This is a genomic window from Asticcacaulis sp. AC460 (assembly GCF_000495795.1).
GTDB lineage: Bacteria > Pseudomonadota > Alphaproteobacteria > Caulobacterales > Caulobacteraceae > Asticcacaulis.
Map to the genome: position 1 here is coordinate 137,640 of NZ_AWGD01000025.1, position 19,928 is coordinate 157,567.

Genomic DNA, 19,928 nt, shown 5'->3' on the forward strand with positions numbered 1-19,928 from the left:
GGCGGTTGGCGCGCCGGAGGGCTCGAGGCCGCATCAAATCTTTCCGGGATGGTGGCCCCCGGAAAGTGCGTTAGCCGAGGACCTTCACGCCCTGGACCATGACGGCGATGAAGCGTTGCGCCGAATTCTGGATGGCGGCGGTGTTGGCGCCCTTTTCGACGTCAACGTCGTATTCCAGGTGGATGGTGCTCTTGTCGGTGACATAGGCGCGGGCGAAGCGGTTGCTCTTGTTCCACTCGGCGACCTTGGACACATCGCCATCGAAGGCGACGTGATACTGGATGGAGGTGCAGCGGCCTTCCTTGCAGCCGTAGAAGAAGATCTTGTAGTCGATCGAGGTGTCGCCGACCTTGAAGGCGGCGGTGACCAGCGGATCGCCGGCCGAGTCCTTGCCGACGTCGGCAGTCTGGTCGATGCCCTTGAGATCAGCGGCGACTTCGGCGCCGGTGACGCCGCCATTGGGATAGTCCTTGGCCAGCAGCGGCGTGGCGAGGGCGAACGAAGCGGCGACGGCGGTAAACAGTACGGTTTTGATCATGACGGTGCTCCCCGATGAAGATGACGGGGGCACAGTTGCGCCTCGCGGGGCGCCTTAACCAGTTACAAACCCTGTAAGGCGGACGTGCCGGCAACCTTACAGGATTTGTCATAAATGCGCCCCATGGCGGGATCGGCGAAATCCTTGACGCTCAGATTGGCGCCGGCCTGGATCAGCCGGACTGCGGGCAGGGAGGTCTCCACGCCAACCGTAAATATCCCGGCTCCGGTCGCCGAGGTGATGCCGGCGATCGAATCTTCGAAGGCGACGGCGTCGTTCGCTTCACAGTCGAGCCGCCGAAGGGCTTCAAGATAGGGAAGGGGATCGGGCTTGGCGCGGGCTAGGTCCGCGGCAACGACGATGGTGTCGAAGCGATGCGGCAGGCGAAGCGCACCCAGCATGTGGTGAACGTCCTCCCAGGGGGCGTTCGTAACCAGGGCCGTCGGTGACCCGGCAATCCGCGCGAGAACCTCGTGAAGTCCCGGAAGCGGCATAAGATCATGCGAGGTTTCGCGAAAACGCGCCTCGGTTCGGTTGGCGAGGTCCAGGCACAGAGCTTCGTCCAGATGCGGCAAAAGGGCCCGGATCCCGGTAACCGTGGTCTGGCCGACGCAATGTTGCGCGAAAACCTGTTCACTCAGTGCATAGCCGACGGAAGCGAGCACGTGCTTCAGGGCGCGGAAATGCAGCGGTTCGGTGTTACAAAGTGTGCCGTCAAGGTCAAAGAGATAGGCGGTTTTCGGGTTTCCGGTCACTCACAGCAGCCCTTCAGGAAGAAATCCACCGCCGTGCGGACATAGTCGTCGATGTCCGCGTCCGAGGCCGGCGGGGACACCTGCAGCCCGCAACGCATATGGATGTCCGACCCCTTGAACAGGGCCGAGAACAGGTGGCACGACATCATCGGATCGTCGGTATTCAATTGGCCGCGGGCCTTCAGGCGGCCAAAATAAGCCGACATGGCCGCCTTCATGCGGTCGGGACCGGCGGCGAAGAACAGGTCGCGCAGGGTCTGGTCGCCTTCGGACCGCAGGATGACCTCGATGGTCAGGGCTTCGCGGCTGTTGAGCAACCGCAGCAGGCCGCCGCCGACGGCGATCAGGGCCTCTCGCACCGGCATGCCGTCCAGCTGGGCGAACAGCAGGTCCGGAACGAACTGGTTGCACTTGTCGCGGACGATGGCCGAGAATAGTTCCTCTTTGCTGGAAAAGCGCTTGTACAGGGTCAGCTTGGACATGCCGACGGCGCGCGCCACCGCGTCCATGGTGGTGCCCTGATAGCCGTGGTCGAGGAACATGTCGCCGGCGATCTGGAGGATTTGCGGGACCAGGGCCTCGTTGACCGGCCGGCCGCGTTTGGCAGGATTTTGCACAACTGTCATAATTTGGGTACTTGACGGTACTCTATTTCCGTGATCATTATGATACTCACTCGTTCACTAAATGGCAATAGGTCATGCACGACGTCGCTCTCAAGATGCTGCTGGGCGATCGGGCCAAATATATCGGCCTGATCTTCGGAGTCACCTTCGCCACATTACTGATGGCGCAGCAGGTGTCCATCTTTACCGGCATCATGTCGCGCACGGCCAATGCCATTACCTCGGTGCGTGAGGCCGAGGTTTGGGTGATGGACCCGCGGGTGCGCTATGTCGACGAGGTCGAGCCGATGCGGCCGGTGGAACTCAGCAATGTCCGGTCGGTGGCCGGGGTCGAGTGGGCTGTGCCCTATTACAAAGGCCTGGCGACGGTGCGGCTGGCCGATGGCATGACCCAGCAGGTGCAACTGATCGGGGTCGACGATGTCTCTCTGGTCGGGCTGTGCCACGACATGATCGCCGGGCAGCGCGAAACGATACGCGATCCGCAGTCGGCGGTGATCGACCGCAACGGCTTCCTGTTCGTCTGGCCGAAAGGTGATTTCGCCACCGCCAAGCCGCTGGAATTGAATGACAACCGGCTGAACGTGCGCGGCGTGTGCAACACCCAGCCGACCTTCCTGACCTTTCCGATCCTGTATGTCACCTACGACGCGGCGATGGAAATGACCCCGCCCCAGCGCAACAAGCTGCCCTTCATCCTGGTCAAGGGGCGGGCAGGGCAGTCGGCGGAAGACCTGGCCAAACGCATTTCGGACCAGACTGGGTTGCAGGCCCTGACCACGTCGCAGTTCCAGTGGCGCAGCATCAACTACTACCTGGAGCGGACCGGCATACCGATCAATTTCGGCATCACCATCATGCTGGGGGCCATTATCGGCGCGGCCATCACCGCCCAGACCTTCTACATCTTCGTCGTCGAGAATCTGAAACAGTTCGCCGCCATGAAGGCCGTCGGCGTCACCAATGGCCAACTTCTGCGCATCGTCCTGACCCAGGCCGGGCTGGTCGGCGTCATCGGCTATGGGCTGGGGATCGGGTTCACCGCGCTGTTCTTCTTCGTCACCAAGGAGGCGCCGGCCCTTCAGGGCTTCCGCCTGTACGGCGAGATTATGGCCGGCACGGCCGTGGCCATCGCCGTCATCATCCTGGCCTCCATCCTGTTCAGCCTGGGCAAGGTGTTCCGGCTGGATCCCGCCGTCGTCTTCCGGGGCTAAGCCATGCACGCCGTCAGTTTCCGCAACATCGCCAAGGACTTCCCTATCGGCGACGACCGTATCCGAGTCCTGCACGGGTGCTCGGCCGATATTGAACTGGGCCAGCTGACCATGCTGGTTGGGCCGTCGGGCTGCGGCAAGACCACCCTGATCTCGATCCTGTCGGGGATATTGACCGCCAGCGAGGGCGAGGTCGCCGTGCTGGGCCAGTCGCTGACCAGGATGAAGGACCGCCAGAAGGTGTTACTGCGGCGCGAGCGCATCGGCTTCATCTTCCAGCAGTATAATCTGCTGCCGGCCCTGACGGCGGCCGAGAATGCCGCCATGCCGCTGATGGCGGCGGGGATGAAGCTACCCGAAGCGGCCGAAAAGGCCCGCGCCATCCTGGATGGGATCGGCATGCAGGGCCAGGGCGACAAGCTGCCGCGGCAACTGTCGGGCGGCCAGCAGCAGCGGGTCGCGATCGCCCGCGCCCTGGTCCACAATCCCGGCCTGATCGTCTGCGACGAGCCGACCGCCGCCCTGGACGCCGCCACCGGAAAGGCGGTGATGGGGATCCTGCGCGACATCGCCAACGATCCGGGCCGCGCCGTCCTGGTCGTGACCCACGACAACCGCATCTACAATTTCGCCGACCGCATCCTGGAAATGAGCGACGGCCGCCTGACCGGCGACTTCGCACCAGACGCCTTTCATAAGGAATGACACGATGGCCAAACGGAAATTCAGCCTTCGTCCGACCAGCCTGATCCTGCCCGTCCTGGCGGCGGCCGGCCTGGGTTTCGCCCTCTACAGCGTGCTGTGGCGGCCCGCCGAAGCGGTCAGCGCCCCGGCCTCGGCGCCGCCGGCGACTCCGGCGCAGGGCGCTATCGCCGGCATCGGCGTGGTCGAACCGCGCAGCGAGTTCCTCAACCTGGGCGTCGAACTGCCGGGCGTGGTGCGCCAGGTCTTCGTCCAGGTCGGCGATACGGTGGTGAAGGGCCAGCCTTTGTTTGCGCTGGATCAGCGTGAAGTCGATGCCGAGATCGCTACACTGAGCGCGGCGATCGCCTCGGCCGATATTTCGGCGGCCGATGCCAAGGCGGCCTATGAGCTGATCCGCAGCGTCGACGATCCGCGCGCGGTTTCAAAAGATGAAGTCGACCGCCGCCGCTTTGCCGCCGATCTGGCCGCGGCCAGGACGGGCGAACTGCGGGCGCAACTGGCAGCCGCCCAGACACGCAAGCGTCGGCTGACGGTGACGGCGCCGATCGACGGCCGTATCCTGGCTTTGAATGCGCGGCCGGGTGAATATGCCCTGGCCGGCGCCTTGCCGGAGCCTTTGGTGCGGATGGGCGATACCGGCCGGTTGCATGTCCGCGTCGAGGTCGATGAGGAAAATGCCGGCAAGCTGACCGCCACGGCGAAGGCGCAGGGGTCGTTCCGCGGCGCGTCCGCCGACCGGGTTTCCTTAAGCTTCGTGCGCTTCGAACCCTATGTCCAGCCCAAGCAGAACCTGGCCGTGGCCGGGCAGAGGGTCGATACCCGGGTGGTTCAGGTGTTGTACGCCCTGCCCGAAGGCAGCGACGCCGCCTTTGTCGGGCGGCAGATGGACGTGTTTATCGAGGCCGGCAAATGACATACAGAGCCGTCCTCCTGACCGCCGCGGCTCTGGTCTTGGCCGTGCCCTTCGCCACGGCGCAACCTGCGCAGACCGCGGCGGTCGCCCCTCTACAGGTCAGCCGGTTTTCCTCCCTGTGGGCGCATCTCGGTGACCCCTATGCCGAGGAATTGGCCGCGCGGGTGTTGCGCGAGAACCCCGATATCCTGCGCATGGCGGCTCGGCTGGACGAGGCGCGGGCGGTGACCCAGGGCGCCGGTGGCCGGCGGAAGCCGCGGGTCGATGCCAGCGCGTCGGCCTCGCACGGCAACGACCAGATCGGCGTGACCGACAGCGAAAGCCTGGCGCGCGGCGGCTTCGAAGCCCGCTGGGAGCTCGACCTGTCTGGACGGCTGCGCGCCGGCGTCGCGGCGGCCCGGGCCGGTGAGGCGCGCGACGAAGCCCTGTACGAAGACGCCGCCCACGCCGTGCTGGCGCGGATGACCGAGGGCTTGGTGACGGCACGGATGCTGGCCGCGCAGGCGCGGGCGCTGGAGGCCAGCCTCAAGGCCCAGGACGAGACGATTACGCTGCTGCGCTCCCGCCAGTCGGCCGGGCTGAACGAAGCCACCCGGCTGGAGTTGGCGCTGTCGACGCGGGCGCGGACAGCGGCGCGGTGGAGCGAGATCGCGTCGCGCTACAGCGACACCCTGATCGGGCTGGAGCGGATCACTGGCGTGCCGGTGGCGGAACTCGAAGAGCGGTTGAACACCGACGACCTTGCCGTGCCGCAGGATGGCTGGGTGACGGCAGTGCCGCTGGACCGCCTGCGCGGCAATCCGGCAGTGCGGGCAGCCTACGCGCAAGGACTGGCCGCTGATGCCCTGGCCCAGGAAGCCCGTGCCGCGCGGTGGCCGTCCCTGTCGCTGACGGCGTTTCTCGGCGTTCAGGAGGGTTCGGACGGCCTGCGTTTGTCGGGCAACCCGATCGGGTCGCTGGCCGCCGCCCTGACCGCGCCTTTGTTCAATGGCGGCCAGTTGAAGGCGCAGGAGGCAGCCGCAATGGCCCGGCGCGAACAGGCACGGGCGGGTTATGAAGGCGCCGTCCGCGATGCCCTGGCCGACAGCGCTCTCGCGGTCAACGGCTTCGACCGGGCGCAGACTCTGCGCGACGGATATCTGGCGGCCCAGGCTCACGATGCCGAGCTGGTGCGGCTGGCGGCCCGGCGGGCAGACTCCGGGATGGTCAGTGTCATCGAGGTGTCGGAAGCCCAGGACCGCCTGGCCCAGGCCCGGCTTCAGGTCGCCGAGGCCACTGGCGCCGGCCATCTCGCCTATATCGCCCTTATCCGCAGCTTAGGACCAGGAGGTTCACAATGACCGATCGCGTTCTGGTTACCGGCATTAGCGGCTTTATCGCCAAGCATGTCGCCTATGAACTGCTGGTACGCGGCTTCAAGGTGCGCGGCACGGTCCGTTCGCCGGACAAGGCCGACGCGGTCCATGCCACTCTGGCCGCCGCCGGCGCGCCGGTCGAGCGGCTGGAGTTCGTCAAGGCCGACCTGACTTCGGACGACGGCTGGCAGGAGGCGGCCGCCGACTGCCGCTACGTCCAGCATATGGCGGCGCCGTTTCCGCTCCAGCAGCCGAAGGGCCGGGAGGATCTGGTGCCGGCGGCGCGCGACGGCGTCCTGCGCGTGCTGAAGGCCGCCGGCCAGGCCGAGCGGGTGGTGCTGACCTCATCGATCGTGACCATGCTGTACCCGACCGATTGGCGTGGCAAGCGGCTGATCAAGCCCGAAGACTGGACCGACCCGGAATGGCGCCCGGCCACGCCCTATGCTGTGGCCAAGACCCGCGCCGAGCGGGCGGCCTGGGACTATATGTCCAGCATCGGCCGCAAGGACCGGCTGGTCGCCATCAATCCCGGCCTGGTGGTCGGTCCGCCTTTGGACGCAGATATCAGCACGTCTTTGGAGGCGGTGGCCCTGCTGCTGCGCGGCGCCTATCCGGCGGTGCCGCCGGTGTCCTTCGTGCTGGTCGATGTGCGCGATGTCGCGGCGGTGCATGTCGCGGCCATGACGGCGCCGGTAGGCGGCCAAAGGCTGCTCGTCGCCGACGAGACCCTGACCATGAGCCAGATGGCGCAGGCCCTGCGCGATGCCTTCCCCGAGCGTGCGCGGCGGATTCCGGTGACGATCATGCCGGCCTGGGCGCTGCGTTTCCTCAGCCTGTTCGACGGTACCCTGAAGACAGTGGTCGGCGATCTCAACAAGCATCCGATCGCCGATACGCAGATTACGCGCAAGCTGACCGGCGTCACCTTCCGGCGGGGCCGCGACTCGATGATCGAAGGGGCCAAGGCCATGGTGCGGATGGGGTTGGCTTAGCGTTGGTCAGTGAGCTATAACGGTTTGGAACCGATAATGCGGTCCAAGTCAGCGATGGACACCAGATGACTGGACAATACCCCGACAGTTGGGCGTCTTTACGGTTTCCCAATCAGCGTGCCGAGCTGGTATTTTATCTCAGGGATTGCTGCGATCCGCACCACTACCTCGATTCCGATGAGGTGCACTTCGATGTTCATTTCTTTTTTGACGACCACGACTTTGCCGACGACCCTATGGGTATGATCGGGGCCGTTTTGTTCGATGACGTGGAGGTGGCGGCTATGACCAGACTGGTCCGCGCCTACAAAGCCGCCATCGGGCCGGGGCAAAGGATGCCGGACGTCGGGCATATTGACTGGGCGGCCGTGGTTGAGGCAGCAAAGGCCGCCTATGCGCTGATCCTGCAGCGCGGCGAACCCGTGCCTGTTCCCGGGGGCTGAGGGGGATAAAGCGGCCAGGTCATGAGGAAGGGCGCCTACCGCATAAAGGCCAATCCGGTTGGATTTTTTGTCAGCTGAATCACCCCTTCGACTTACGCTCTCACCAAATGGTGCGTTGCAATATTTAGGCAAGCGTTACAATCTCGGCCCTTGCAAGGCATTGGCTGCCTGAATCCCTGCGTGTACTCGCAGGTGCGTTAGTTGTGCTCGTTTGTTTGACAGGAGACCCACATGGCTCGACCGTTCAAATTCCGGGCACTGGTTATGAAGCCGGCCCGTGTGCGCAAACTCGGGAAGGCCATGGGTACGATCCTTAAGGGCCTTGCCGCCGCGTCAACGGCCTTGATCCCGTCGCCGGCAAGTCCGGCGAAATCCAGGCCAGCCTCCCCCAAACCCGCCGTCGCGGCGAAGCACAAGGCCGCAACGCCGGCCATGGGCTTTACCCAGCACAGCTTTGCCAACGCCCATGGCAGTCGGGACTACAAGCTATATATCCCCGCGATACCGCATAAACGCGCTGTGCCTCTGGTGGTCATGCTGCATGGCTGTGGCCAGACACCCGACGATTTTGCCGCCGGAACGCAGATGAACCGTCTGGCCGACACCCATGGCTTCCTCGTTGCCTATCCGGCTCAGCCGCCCAGCGCCAATGCCTCGAAATGTTGGAACTGGTTCAGCGCCAAACATCAGAAGCGCGGAAACGGCGAACCGGCTCTTATCGCGGGCATAACCCGCCAGATCATGAAGGACCACAAGGTCGACCCACGCCGGGTCTATATCGCGGGCCTGTCCGCCGGCGGCGCCGCGGCAGCCATCATGGCCGACGCCTATCCCGATCTCTACGCTGCGGTAGGCGTTCATTCCGGTGTGGCCTGCGGCGCTGCCTCGGACATGATGTCGGCCCACGCCGCCATGACCAAGGGTGCGACTGTGGCGCCGCGCGACGGGAGATCGCGCATCGGACGGCCGCTGATCGTGTTTCACGGCGACAACGACCGGACGGTTCACCCTTCGAATGCCGAAGTTCTGATTGCCCGCCGAGGCGTGGAGCCAGGCATCCGCATCGCCCAGAACGGTGGCAAGACCTCAGGCGGCATCCCGTTCACCCGCACCGTCTATTCGGATCGCGCCGGTAAGTCCGTGATGGAAAACTGGCGTGTCCATAAGGGCGGACATGCCTGGTTCGGCGGCAGTTCGGCCGGCTCCTACGCAACGCCGGACGGGCCGGACGCCAGCCGGGAGATGATCCGCTTCTTCCTGGAGCATGCCTTGTGAGCCCCCTTTTACGAGGCGGCCGGCCTCCAACAGACCAAGACGGTTTTGGAAGTCCGGCGCGGGGCTGCCCGGTCTGACCAGACGATGCTCCGAGAGGATATCTTGAAAGCGCTTTCAAGGTGTGTCAGTTACGCAGGTAATACCACCGGTTATGTGGCGGGGATGAGTTGAGTTCAGGCAAACCGACGATCGACGATGTGGCGGCGCTGGCCGGGGTAGCCCGGGTCACGGTGTCACGCGTGCTCAACGGCGGACCCAACGTCTCCGCCAAGGCGCGCAAGGCCGTCTTGGCCGCCGTCGATAAGCTGCAGTTCAAGGTCAATATGCAGGCGCGCTTCCTGGCCGGAGGCAAGTCGCATACGGTCGGGCTGCTCTATTCCTCCGACCTCGAATCCGAACCCAACTCCTTCTATTACGCCGGTCTCGAACTGGGGGCCTTGCGGGCCTGTTCCAAGGCCGGCTTCCAGTTGAGCATGCATGCCGTCAACCAGCATTCGCTGCGCAAGAACGATATGATCCTGGAACTGGTGGCGTCGCGGCGCTACGAGGGGCTGATTTTGACCCCGCCGTTTTCCGACGACATCGGGCTTTTGCAAGCCATCAGCGAGCAGAACTTTCCCGTCGTCGCTGTGTCGGCCGGATATGACGCCCAGAAGCTGGTTCCGGCCGTCGGCATCGACGACGAGGCCGCCGGGTATGAGATCACCCGGCATCTGATCTCGCTCGGGCACCGTAAATTCGCCTTCATCAAGGGGCTGGAAGGGCATGTCTCGGCCGAAGACCGCTACTTCGGCTATGTCCGGGCCTTGCGCGAGGCCGGATTGGAAGCGTCTGACATGCCCACCGTGCGCGGCAACTTTACCTTCAAGTCCGGTACCGATATGGCGAATCAGTTACTGGGCGGGGAGGTGTTCACCGCGCTGGTTTGCGCCAACGACGATATGGCTGTGGGCGCGATGTTCGCCGCGCACAGGGCCGGATTGGCGCTGCCGCAGGACGTGTCGATCGTCGGGTTCGACGATACACCCGTGTCCGAGATCATCTGGCCGCCCCTGACCACTGTGCATCAGCCCTTGAAAGCCATGGGCCAGCAGGCAGCCGAAATCTTGTTCGAGCGGATTTCCGGTGAGCGGATGCATGGGGGGGGGAAGCCTGTGTCTCACATCGTGCCGCATACCCTGGTGTTCCGGGAATCAGCGGTCAGTCCGAGGCACCTGCAGCTGAAGGCACGGTCGTAGACTGTTGCGAGAGCGAGATGCGTTTGGCAGACTCAAAGCGCCGCTCTAAATCTTTGTTTTAACTCGCAATTTATCCGAAAAGTGCTGCACACTTTATCGGATTGCGCTCGAGGTTTGACGCAGCCGCGGGCCAAATCCCCCACCGTCTCATTTGCTTCCAGAAAATGATTCACCTCTCCGACTTGTGACGAGGTATAATTTCAAGAAAATTCAGTAGGTTACGGTCATATTTGATCGCTTTGCCACGAATTGTGGAGACGCGGGGAAAAAGCCATGTCCGGCTGATGAAAGCGCGCTCAATTTTGGTTGCGTAAGGCGGCGCGCGGTGGATTTTTTTTGCGTTTTAGGGTGGGTGAGTGCCCCATCTGGACCCCGATAAGTCGGTTTGAATGCAGTGACGGCCGCCTGCGTGTCGACGGGTGCCGCCCAAAAGGGGGCTCACCTGCTCGCCACCTGCCCATTGTCGTTTTGTGATAATCATTTGAATATGTTATTATTTTTATTAAACTATATATGTCGGTTGCGTGATTGCAACTGTGTTAAAAATGGCTCAGTTGTCGGGCGCGGAGGCATGGTAGCGCAACCAGTCGATTTTTTACGGTTGACGAACAGGGGGATCTCGACATTTAATTGGAAGCGCTTCCAATTTGAAGCAAAAGAACATGCCCCAAACCGGGCTCAAGGGAGGACAACAATGAAGAGTGAACAACGCCGCGGGCGACGCGGACGTTTGGCGTATCTGGCCCTGTCGGCCGCTGCCGGCGCACTTCTGGTGGCCGCCGGCGCCGCCGTTGCCCAGGATACCTCCGCCGAAGGCGAACCGGCGTCGGCCGATAACGCTGTTGTCGTTACCGGCCTGCGCAAGGGCCTGCAGGACTCGCTGACCCTCAAGAAGCGCAGCACCTCCATCGTCGAAGCCGTCTCGGCCGAAGACATCGGCAAGCTGCCCGACGCCTCGATCGCGGAATCCCTGGCGCGTCTGCCGGGCCTGGCGGCCCAACGGGTCGGTGGCCGGTCGCAGACCATCTCCATCCGCGGCCTGTCGCCGGACTTTTCGACCACCCTGCTGAACGGCCGCCTGCAGGTCTCGTCGGGCGACAACCGCGCCGCCGAATTCGACCAGTATCCGTCGGAAATGGTCTCGTCGGCCATCGTCTACAAGACGCCGGACGCCGCCATCACCGGCCAGGGCCTGTCGGGCACCGTGGTGCTGAACACCATCCGCCCGCTGGACCACAAGAAGCGGGTGATTTCGGTCAACCTGCGCGGTTCGGTCAACACCAATGGCGAGGTCAATCCGGGCTTCTCGGCCAACGGCAATCGTCTCTCCGTCGCCTATATCGACCAGTTCATGGACGGCAAGCTGGGCGTGGCTCTCTCCTATGCCCACCTGGACGATCCGTCGCAGCTCCAGCACTCCAAGAGCTGGTGGTGGGATCGCCAGGGCAATGACTCGATCACCGGCCAGCCGCGCTACGGCGCCGGCAATGGCGATGTCATGGGCCTGCACGGCGTCGAAGCCTGGGCGACCTCACGCGAACAGGTCCGCGACGGCTTCATGGCCGTGCTGGACTTCAAGCCGGGCGACAATTTCCGCTCGGTCAACGACTTCTACTATTCGGTCTTCGACCAGAACGAAGTGTCGCACGGCGCCCAGTGGTACCAGACCCAGTGGACCGACGACATCCACATCACCAATCCGACCATCGAGGAAATCGGCGGTTCGCGCATCGCCACGGGCCAGACGGTCGCCGGCGTCGTCCCGATCGTCCGCAACGACAACAATACCCGCCGCGATGAGATGTTCTCGTTCGGCTCCAACAACCGGTTCAATATCGGTGAATGGCGCTCGGTGCTGGACTTCGGCTATTCGCGTTCGGTGCGCAAGGAAAGCATCAACGAAACCTATGCCGGCTATGGCACCTCGCCGACGCCGCTGACGCGCACACCCGACACCATCGTCGAAACCATTCCGTTCGGCGGCTTCCCGCAACTGAACCCTGGTTTCGACTATGCCGATGCCGACCATGTCTATCTCGGCGATGCCGCGCCGTGGGGCGGCTGGTCGCACGACGGCACCCAGCGCAACCCCAAGGTCACCGACCAACTTACGACAGCGCGTTTCAGTGGCGCGCGTGACATCGAATGGGGTGGCTTCAAGGGGCTGGAACTGGGTCTCGACTATTCCCACCGCATCAAGACCCGCGGCGTCGAAGAATATGACCTGTGCCTGAAGGGCTGGAACCAGGCCACCTTCAACTGCCACGGCACGCGCGTCCGCGTCGCCGACGGAGACCTGCAGGAAGCCACCGACATCAGTTGGGCCGGCTTCGGCAGCATCCTGTCCTTCTACCTGCCGGACATCCTGGACAAGTATTACGACAAGCGTCCGATCCGCAATGAAGACAATCTCAACAAGTACTGGCAGGTCGATGAGCAACTCGTCACCCTGTTCGGCAAGCTGAGCATCGACAGCACCATCAACGGCCACGGCCTGCGCGGGAACCTGGGCCTGCAATACGTCCACTCTACCCAGACCTCCTACGGCAATGAAATCGTGACGCCGTCGGGCGCCTATGGCGACCCGAACCATCCCGCCGTCGGCCAGTGGGTGTCGCAAAGCACGTCGTACGGCGACTTCCTGCCCAGCCTGAACCTGATCCTGGACCTGGACGACGACTCGGTGCTGCGTTTTGGCGCCAACCGTGCCATGGCCCGTCCGCGCATGGACGACCTGCGCGCCAGCCGCAATGCTGGCGTTAGCCAGATCGGCCAGCACTGGAGCGGCGGCGGCGGTAATCCGAACCTCAAGCCGTGGGTCGCCGACGGGGTCGACCTGTCGTACGAACGCTACTTCAATAAGACCAGCTATATCGGCGTCGCCACCTTCCATAAGGTGCTGCGGACCTATGTCCGCGGCCAGACGGTCGATGGCTTCGACTTCACCGGTTGGGCCAATTCCAGCAATGTGACGCCAATCCCGTGGCTGAGCAAGGCGCAACTGGAAGCGCTGGGCCAGACCGTGCCGGACAGCTATCCCTATCCGAACGGCGCGCCGGCAACGATCGGCAGTTTCTCGCAGCCGATCAACGGCTTCGGCGGCAATGTCAGCGGCCTGGAACTGTCCGGGGCGATCGACGGCAGCCTGATCTGGGATGCGTTGGACGGCTTTGGCGCCATTGGCAGCTTCTCACGCGGCTGGACCAATATCCATGCGGGCGATCCGACCGATCCGGCCAAGCTGCCGGGCTTCTCGGGCGATATCGTCAGCGCCACGGTCTATTACGAAAAGTCCGGCTTCTCGGCCCGCCTGAACTATCGCTGGCGGTCGGAGTTCCTGGGCGAGACCTACCAGCTGTTCGCCAACCGCGGGGCGACCCGGATCCTGGCGGACGACCAGGTTGACGGTCAGATCAGCTACGAGATGCAGGACGGGCCGCTGAAGGGCCTGACCTGGATGGTTCAGGGTTACAACCTGACCAACTCCAACTACCAGACCCAGTTGAAGGTCTCCGAGAACCGGACCAGCGACGGTACTTCTTTCCCCGAGAACTACGAGGAGTACGGCCAAACCATCCTGTTTGGCTTCAGCTACCGGTTCCAGTGAGCCTTCGCCGGCGGCCGGGCAGGGATGCCCGGCCGCCACCTTCTTATCCTCCCCCGCGTGCGGGGGAGGTGTCAGCGCGCCCGAAGACGAAGTCGAGGGCAGGTCGCTGACGGAGGGGGAGCCGGGAGCTCGAACCGTCCCCTCCGTCTCGACGCGCTTCGGCCCTTAAGAGGCCTTGCTTGCTCGCCACCTCCCCCGCGTGCGGGGGAGGATAAGTCTTCTTTTTCTGGATTTCCCCATGTCCCTGTTGTCCACCGTCGCCCGTATCGCCCTGGCGTCCGTCTTGTTTGCCGCGGCTCCCGCTGTCGCAAACGAGCCCCTGACCGACTGGCCGCACATCACCTCGGCCATTCCGCAGGATCCGGCCATGGAAGCGAAAATCGCCAAAATGGTCGCCGGCATGAGCCTGCGGGACAAGGTCGCCCAGATGACTCAGGTCGAGATCAAGACGGTCACGCCCCAGGACATCAAAACCTACCAGTTCGGCTCGGTGCTGAACGGTGGCGGGTCGTGGCCCAACATGGACAAATACGCCACCGCCAAAGACTGGGTCGCCATGGCCGACAGCTTCCATGCCCAGGCTAAAATCCCCCTGCTATGGGGCACCGACGCCGTCCATGGCCATTCCAACGTCGTCGGCGCCACGCTGTTCCCGCACAATATCGGTCTGGGCGCCGCCCGCGATCCGGAACTGATCCGCGAAATCGCCGCAGCCACCGGCAAGGCCGTACGCGCCACGGGTGTCAACTGGGCGTTCGCGCCGACCCTGGCCGTGGTCGAGGACAGCCGCTGGGGCCGCACCTACGAAGGCTTCTCATCCGATCCGCAACTCATCCACGACTATGCCCAGGCCTATATCGCCGGCATGCAGGGCAATTTCAAAGGCCCCGGCAATATCGTCGCCACCGCCAAACACTATATCGGCGACGGCGGCACGGCTCAGGGCATCGACCAGGGCATCACGGAATCGACCGAGTCCGAACTGATCAATGTCCATGCCCAGGGCTATTACGGCGCGCTCGAAGCCGGCGTCCAGACTGTGATGGTTTCGTACAGCAGCTGGACCGACAGCGGAACCGGCGAGGCCTATGGCAAGATGCACGGCAACGGCTACCTGGTGAAAGACGTGCTGAAGGGCAAGATGGGCTTCGACGGCTTCGTCGTCTCCGACTGGAACGCCATCGGCCAGATCCCGGGCTGCACCAACGACCATTGCCCCCAGGCGATCAATGCCGGGGTCGACATGATCATGGTGCCGTTCGACTGGAAGGCGTTCATCGACAAGACCGTCGCCGACGTCGAAAGCGGCGCCATTCCGATGTCGCGCATCGACGACGCCGTCACCCGTATCCTGCGGGTCAAGATGCGCGCCGGCCTGTTCGGCGTGAAGCCGTCGGCCAATCCCTATGCCGGCAAGGCCCAGGCGATGCAGGCGCGCGACCTGGCCCGCCGCGCGGTGGCGGAGACGCTGGTCCTGCTGAAGAACGACAACGCCCTGCCGCTGAAAACGGGTGCGAAGATCCTGGTGGTCGGCAAGAGCGCCGACAACATGGCCAACCAGTCGGGCGGCTGGAGCATCACCTGGCAGGGCAGCGAAAACAGCAATGCCGACTATCCCGTCGGCGATAGCGTGCTGAGCGCCATCAAGGCCGCCAATACCGGCGGCACCGTGACCTACAGCGCCACCGGCGCCGATGTCGATGTCAGCCAATATGACGTCGTGGTCGCCGTGATCGGCGAGACGCCCTATGCCGAGGGCAAGGGCGACATCAAGCCCGGCAAGTCCCTGGCGCACAGCGACCGCTATCCCGAGGATATCGCAGCCCTCAACGCTGTGTCCGGCAAGGGTAAACCGGTCGTGACCGTGTTCGAATCCGGCCGCACCGTCTATGCCAACGACCTGATTAATGCCTCGGATGCGTTTGTTGCGGCCTGGCTGCCCGGCACCGAAGGCCAGGGCGTTACCGACGTCCTGTTCGGGCAAAAGGATTTCAAGGGCGTCCTGCCGTTCGCCTGGCCTGGCGCGCCGTGCGAGGGAAGCACACTTTTTCCGGCCGGCTACGGCCTGACCTATACGAATCGAGCAACCGTCCCCACACTGGAGGTCATAGCAACTCCAGGATGCCCCCATGCCCAATCCCATTGAAAACATTGTCATCGTCGGCGGCGGCACGGCCGGCTGGATGGCGGCCGCCATGCTGGCCAAGCTGATCGTCGCCAAGGCGCCGAAACCGCCGACCGTTACCCTGATCGAGTCCGACGATATCAGCACGGTCGGGGTTGGTGAGGCGACGATTCCCGCTATCAAGAAATATATGTCGCTGCTGGGGATGAACGAAGCCGACTTTCTGAGGTTTACTCAGGGCACCTTCAAGCTGGGGATCGAGTTTGTCGATTGGGACCGGTTGGGCGAAAGTTACATTCATGGCTTTGGCAAGATTGGACAGGACCTGGGTTGGATTCGTCCGCACCAGTACTGGCTCAAAATGCGTAACAGCGGGCGCGTATCGCCACGGTTTGACGATTACGCCATCAACCCGACGGCCTGCCGCAACAACCGCTTCAACAAGCGCAAAGGCGATGATCGCAAGACGCCGCTTAACGACATTGGCTACGCTTACCACTTCGATGCCGGCCTGATGGCGCAGTATCTGCGCCGGATCGCTGAGCCCCTGGGCGTAAAGCGCATCGAGGGGACGATTATCGATGTGCGTCTGAAAGCGCAGAACGGTCATGTCGAGTCGGTCGCGCTCAAGGACGGCCAGGTGATCCGCGGCGACTTTTTCATGGATTGCTCCGGCTTTCGCAGCCTGTTGATCGGCGGCGCGCTGGGCGTTGGCTACGAGAGCTGGAGCCAGTGGCTGCCCTGCGATCGCGCCCTGGCGGTGCCGTGTGCCAGCGTCACACCGACGACGCCCTATACCCGGTCGACGGCGCGCACGGCGGGATGGCAGTGGCGCATTCCCTTGCAACATCGCATCGGCAACGGGCACGTCTATTCCAGCCAGTTTACCAGCGATGACGAAGCCGCCCGGGTGCTGATGGACAATCTCGACGGAAAGGCCCTGGCTGATCCACGCCCGATCCGGTTCGAAACGGGCAAGCGCAAGAAGCTGTGGGAAAAGAATGTGCTCGCCGTGGGCCTGAGCGGCGGCTTCATCGAGCCGCTGGAGTCGACCAGCATCCATCTCATCCAAACGACCGTGCTGCGGCTGCTGAACCTGTTTCCCGACAAGGACTTCGATCCCGCGACAGCGGCGGAGTACAACGCCCAGGCCGACTTCGAAATCGAACGGATCCGTGACTTCGTTATCGCCCACTATAAGCTGACCTCTCGCGACGACAGTGAGATGTGGCGCTACTGTCGCAATATGACGGTTCCCGACACGCTGGCGCGTAAGCTGGATGGCTTTGCCGCCTCCGGCCGGGTATTCAAGGAGAACGATGAGCTGTTCGCGGAAGACAGCTGGATCCAGGTCCTGATGGGCCAGGGATTGATGCCGCGAGGGTATGATCCGATCGTCGACAACTACCCGGAAGAGACAATCGTCGCTTATCTGAACAATATTTCCGGCGTGGTGGCCAAGTGCGTCGCCGCCATGCCGACCCATGACGAATTTGTGGCGGCGTATTGTCCGGCGCAAACACCATAAAAAACAAAGGAGAGGGACTATGAGAACGAGAACGAAGCAATGGCTGTGCGTAACGGCCGCAATGGTGGTGGCCCTGTCGGGCGGGTTGGCGGCGTGCGGCGGCGCCAGCGCCGGCGGTGGTGGAGGCGGCGGAACCTCGTCCTCCAGTTCTTCGTCGAGTTCATCGAGCCTGATCCCTTCCAGCGTCAGCGCCCAGGTGTGGCAGACCAATGCCGACCAGTCGAAACTGTTGGCCAAACAAAGCGACAGCCCGTTCAACCTGACGGCTGCCTCGGGCGTGGTAATCACGGTGGATTCGACACAGACCTATCAGACCATGGTCGGGTTCGGCGCCTCGATGACCGATGCCTCGGCCTACCTGATCCGCAACCGTATGTCGGCCTCGCAGCGCGACACCCTGATGGCCGAACTCTTCGGCAAGGATGGCCTGGACCTCAGCTTCACGCGCCTGACCATCGGCGCGTCGGACTTCTCCCAGACCCACTACACCTACGATGACATGCCGGCGGGGGCGACCGACCCGACCCTGGCGCACTTCTCCCTGGCGCCGGCCAAAACCGACGTCATCCCGGCGATCAAACAGGCCCTGGCGCTGAACGACCATATGACGGTGATGGCCTCGCCATGGAGCGCGCCCGGTTGGATGAAGTCCACGGACAGCCTGATCAAGGGTTCGCTGAACCCGTCAGCCTACGGGCCGTTCGCCGACTATCTGGTGCGCTATGTCACCGAGATGAAGGCCGAAGGCGTGCCGATCAAAATGCTGACCCTGCAGAACGAACCGCATTTCGAGCCCGACAGCTATCCCGGCATGAACGTCACCGCGGCGTCGCGGGCGGCCTTTATCGGCGGACACCTGGGGCCGAAACTGGCCTCGGCCGGGCTGGATGTGAAGATTCTGGACCACGACCATAATTGGGACCTGGCGGCGTCGCCGACGGCGGTGCTGGGCGATCCTGTGGCCAACCCCTATGTCGCCGGCGTCGCCTGGCACTGTTACGGCGGCGATGTCTCGGCCCAGTCGACCGTACACGATGCCTATCCCACCAAGGACGCCTATTTCACCGAATGTTCCGGCGGCGCGTGGGCGGCCGATTTCGGGCCGAACTTCGGTTGGCAGATGAAGAACCTGATCATCGGCTCGACGCGGAACTGGGCCAAGGGTGTGCTGATGTGGAACCTGGCGTTGGACGAAAGCCACGGCCCGCACCTGGGCGGTTGCGGCGATTGCCGTGGCGTGGTGACGATCAATTCGGCCACCGGAGATGTTACGAGAAATCTGGAATATTACGCTCTGGGTCACGTCAGTAAGTTCGTCAAGCCGGGCGCAGTTCGGATTTCCTCGAACAGTTCGGGCGGGTTGGACACTGTGGCGTTCAAGAACACCGACGGGACGATTGCCCTGGTGTTGCTGAATTCGAACGCGACAGCGACGGCGTTTTCGGTGGTCTCGTCGGGTTCGGGCATGGGCTACACCCTGCCGGCCGGCGCGGCGGCGACATTTACCTGGAAGCTGTAAGGGCTTGGATGTATTTTTGGACATCGGCAGGATTCGTTTATCTTGCCGATGCCCAAAGTAAGGATTTTGACCACGAACCACACGAAAAGACACGAACATGAATGATGTGCTTTTCAAAGACGAAGTGTTTGCCATTCAGGGCGCCATCTTCGAAGTCAATCGAGAGATGGGAGCTTGCTTCCTTGAGGCTGTTTATCAGGAGTGCCTGGCAAGGGAATTTGAACTTCGGAAAATTCCCTTCTTCCAACACAAGTCCATTGGCCTGATTTACAAGGGTGAGCCTCTCACCCAAGTCTACCAACCCGACTTCCTTTGTTATGACTCCATCATCCTCGAACTGAAGGTATGCCAGGAATTTTCAAGCGCGCATCGCGCGCAAATATTGAATTACCTCAAGGCATCCAAACTCAGGCTTGGCCTCCTCATAAATTTCGGAGCGCATCCCAAAGCACAAATAGAACGATTTGTTCTCTGATGTTCGTGTCTTTTCGTGTGGTTCGTGGTCAAAAAATCTTTCTTGGGTTCCCAGCAAAGTGCTCTGTCAGGCTGGTCGCGTGGCGTACTTACAGCACGTAGACGACCGGCTGGAAATGCCGGGAGTGGTCCTCGATCAGGCTTTCGATGATCGTCCAGTCGCCCTGGGCCAGGCCGGCGCCGATCTTGGGAAAGGCCACGACGGGCATATCACCGTCGGTGGCCTTTTCTGCGGCCCAGGCATCGATCTGCTCGATGGCTGACTTGATGCCGTCATAGCTGACATAGACGCGGTTGGGCTCGCGGCCATAGAATTCCTGGTGATGGCATTGATCACCGTGCGGCCATCGGGACAGTCGACAAACATGGTCTGTCCAGTCTCCAGCCGGTTGCTCTGCCGCTTCTACAGGTCGCGGTAGGCTTTGAAGACCATCGGATAGCGGTTGCGGATTGGGACCGCGATGCCGGAGCCCATAACGCCCTGGGCGTTGCAACCGTGGCAGATGACCCGCTCCGGCGCTTCCAGCAGATCGCCGGTTTTATAGATAATCTTCACCGTTGTGCATTATGGCTGATGTCTTAGTCGCCGTTATCCAGCGAACGCTTTGTGTCGCTTAC

17 protein-coding genes are annotated in these 19,928 nt (G+C 62.9%); 13 read left to right on the top strand and 4 right to left on the bottom strand.

Features of this window, described 5'->3' with window-relative positions; all coding sequences use genetic code 11:
* Positions 1-70 precede the first annotated feature (70 nt).
* The 3 genes from ABAC460_RS38935 to ABAC460_RS38945 form a co-directional block, all read right to left on the bottom strand.
* Positions 71-538 (bottom strand): YbjN domain-containing protein, encoded by a 468-nt coding sequence (locus ABAC460_RS38935; RefSeq protein WP_023454162.1) that lies wholly within the window; start codon positions 536-538, stop codon positions 71-73.
* A 62-nt stretch (positions 539-600) separates the two neighbouring features.
* Positions 601-1,293 (bottom strand): HAD family hydrolase, encoded by a 693-nt coding sequence (locus ABAC460_RS38940; protein WP_023454163.1) that lies wholly within the window; start codon positions 1,291-1,293, stop codon positions 601-603.
* Positions 1,290-1,919, bottom strand: coding sequence for a TetR/AcrR family transcriptional regulator (locus tag ABAC460_RS38945; protein WP_023454164.1), 630 nt, complete (start codon positions 1,917-1,919; stop codon positions 1,290-1,292). Before ABAC460_RS38945 ends, ABAC460_RS38940 begins: the two co-directional genes overlap by 4 nt.
* A gap of 74 nt (positions 1,920-1,993) precedes the next feature.
* Between ABAC460_RS38945 and ABAC460_RS38950 the strand changes: the two genes are divergently transcribed.
* The 13 genes from ABAC460_RS38950 to ABAC460_RS50490 all read left to right on the top strand — a co-directional run bounded on the left by ABAC460_RS38950 (position 1,994) and on the right by ABAC460_RS50490 (position 19,311).
* Positions 1,994-3,133 (top strand): ABC transporter permease, encoded by a 1,140-nt coding sequence (locus tag ABAC460_RS38950; RefSeq protein ID WP_023454165.1) that lies wholly within the window; start codon positions 1,994-1,996, stop codon positions 3,131-3,133.
* Positions 3,134-3,136: 3 nt separating this feature from the next.
* Positions 3,137-3,838, top strand: a complete 702-nt coding sequence (locus ABAC460_RS38955) for an ABC transporter ATP-binding protein (protein ID WP_023454166.1) — start codon at positions 3,137-3,139, stop codon at positions 3,836-3,838.
* Positions 3,839-3,842: 4 nt separating this feature from the next.
* Positions 3,843-4,751 carry an efflux RND transporter periplasmic adaptor subunit gene (locus ABAC460_RS38960; RefSeq protein WP_023454167.1) on the top strand — a complete coding sequence of 303 codons (909 nt, stop codon included), beginning with the start codon at positions 3,843-3,845 and terminating at the stop codon, positions 4,749-4,751.
* Positions 4,748-6,091 (top strand): TolC family protein, encoded by a 1,344-nt coding sequence (locus ABAC460_RS38965; protein ID WP_023454168.1) that lies wholly within the window; start codon positions 4,748-4,750, stop codon positions 6,089-6,091. Before ABAC460_RS38960 ends, ABAC460_RS38965 begins: the two co-directional genes overlap by 4 nt.
* Complete coding sequence (locus tag ABAC460_RS38970; protein ID WP_023454169.1) at positions 6,088-7,101, top strand: NAD-dependent epimerase/dehydratase family protein; 1,014 nt, start codon at positions 6,088-6,090, stop codon at positions 7,099-7,101. Before ABAC460_RS38965 ends, ABAC460_RS38970 begins: the two co-directional genes overlap by 4 nt.
* Before the next feature lie 65 nt (positions 7,102-7,166).
* Positions 7,167-7,544, top strand: a complete 378-nt coding sequence (locus ABAC460_RS38975) for an SCO4402 family protein (protein WP_023454170.1) — start codon at positions 7,167-7,169, stop codon at positions 7,542-7,544.
* Positions 7,545-7,775: 231 nt separating this feature from the next.
* Positions 7,776-8,819: an extracellular catalytic domain type 1 short-chain-length polyhydroxyalkanoate depolymerase gene (locus ABAC460_RS38985; RefSeq protein ID WP_081716582.1), complete on the top strand. Its 1,044-nt coding sequence runs from the start codon at positions 7,776-7,778 to the stop codon at positions 8,817-8,819.
* Between the two features lie 167 nt (positions 8,820-8,986).
* Entirely contained in the window at positions 8,987-10,057 is a 1,071-nt protein-coding gene (locus tag ABAC460_RS38990; protein ID WP_023454173.1) for a LacI family DNA-binding transcriptional regulator, read from the top strand.
* A gap of 694 nt (positions 10,058-10,751) precedes the next feature.
* Positions 10,752-13,664, top strand: a complete 2,913-nt coding sequence (locus ABAC460_RS38995) for a TonB-dependent receptor (RefSeq protein WP_023454174.1) — start codon at positions 10,752-10,754, stop codon at positions 13,662-13,664.
* Between the two features lie 238 nt (positions 13,665-13,902).
* Positions 13,903-15,810: a glycoside hydrolase family 3 protein gene (locus tag ABAC460_RS39000; RefSeq protein ID WP_023454175.1), complete on the top strand. Its 1,908-nt coding sequence runs from the start codon at positions 13,903-13,905 to the stop codon at positions 15,808-15,810.
* Positions 15,794-17,317 carry a tryptophan halogenase family protein gene (locus ABAC460_RS39005; RefSeq protein WP_023454176.1) on the top strand — a complete coding sequence of 508 codons (1,524 nt, stop codon included), beginning with the start codon at positions 15,794-15,796 and terminating at the stop codon, positions 17,315-17,317. The genes ABAC460_RS39000 and ABAC460_RS39005 overlap by 17 nt, the downstream gene beginning before the upstream one ends.
* 19 nt (positions 17,318-17,336) lie before the next feature.
* A complete protein-coding gene (locus tag ABAC460_RS39010) occupies positions 17,337-18,836 on the top strand; it encodes a glycoside hydrolase family 30 protein (protein WP_235075822.1) in 1,500 nt (499 codons plus the stop codon).
* A gap of 97 nt (positions 18,837-18,933) precedes the next feature.
* A complete protein-coding gene (locus ABAC460_RS50490; RefSeq protein WP_023454178.1) occupies positions 18,934-19,311 on the top strand; it encodes a GxxExxY protein in 378 nt (125 codons plus the stop codon).
* A gap of 402 nt (positions 19,312-19,713) precedes the next feature.
* Here the strand turns inward: ABAC460_RS50490 and ABAC460_RS49800 are convergent, their stop codons facing one another.
* Positions 19,714-19,866, bottom strand: a complete 153-nt coding sequence (locus ABAC460_RS49800) for a hypothetical protein (RefSeq protein WP_023454180.1) — start codon at positions 19,864-19,866, stop codon at positions 19,714-19,716.
* Positions 19,867-19,928: the final 62 nt, after the last annotated feature.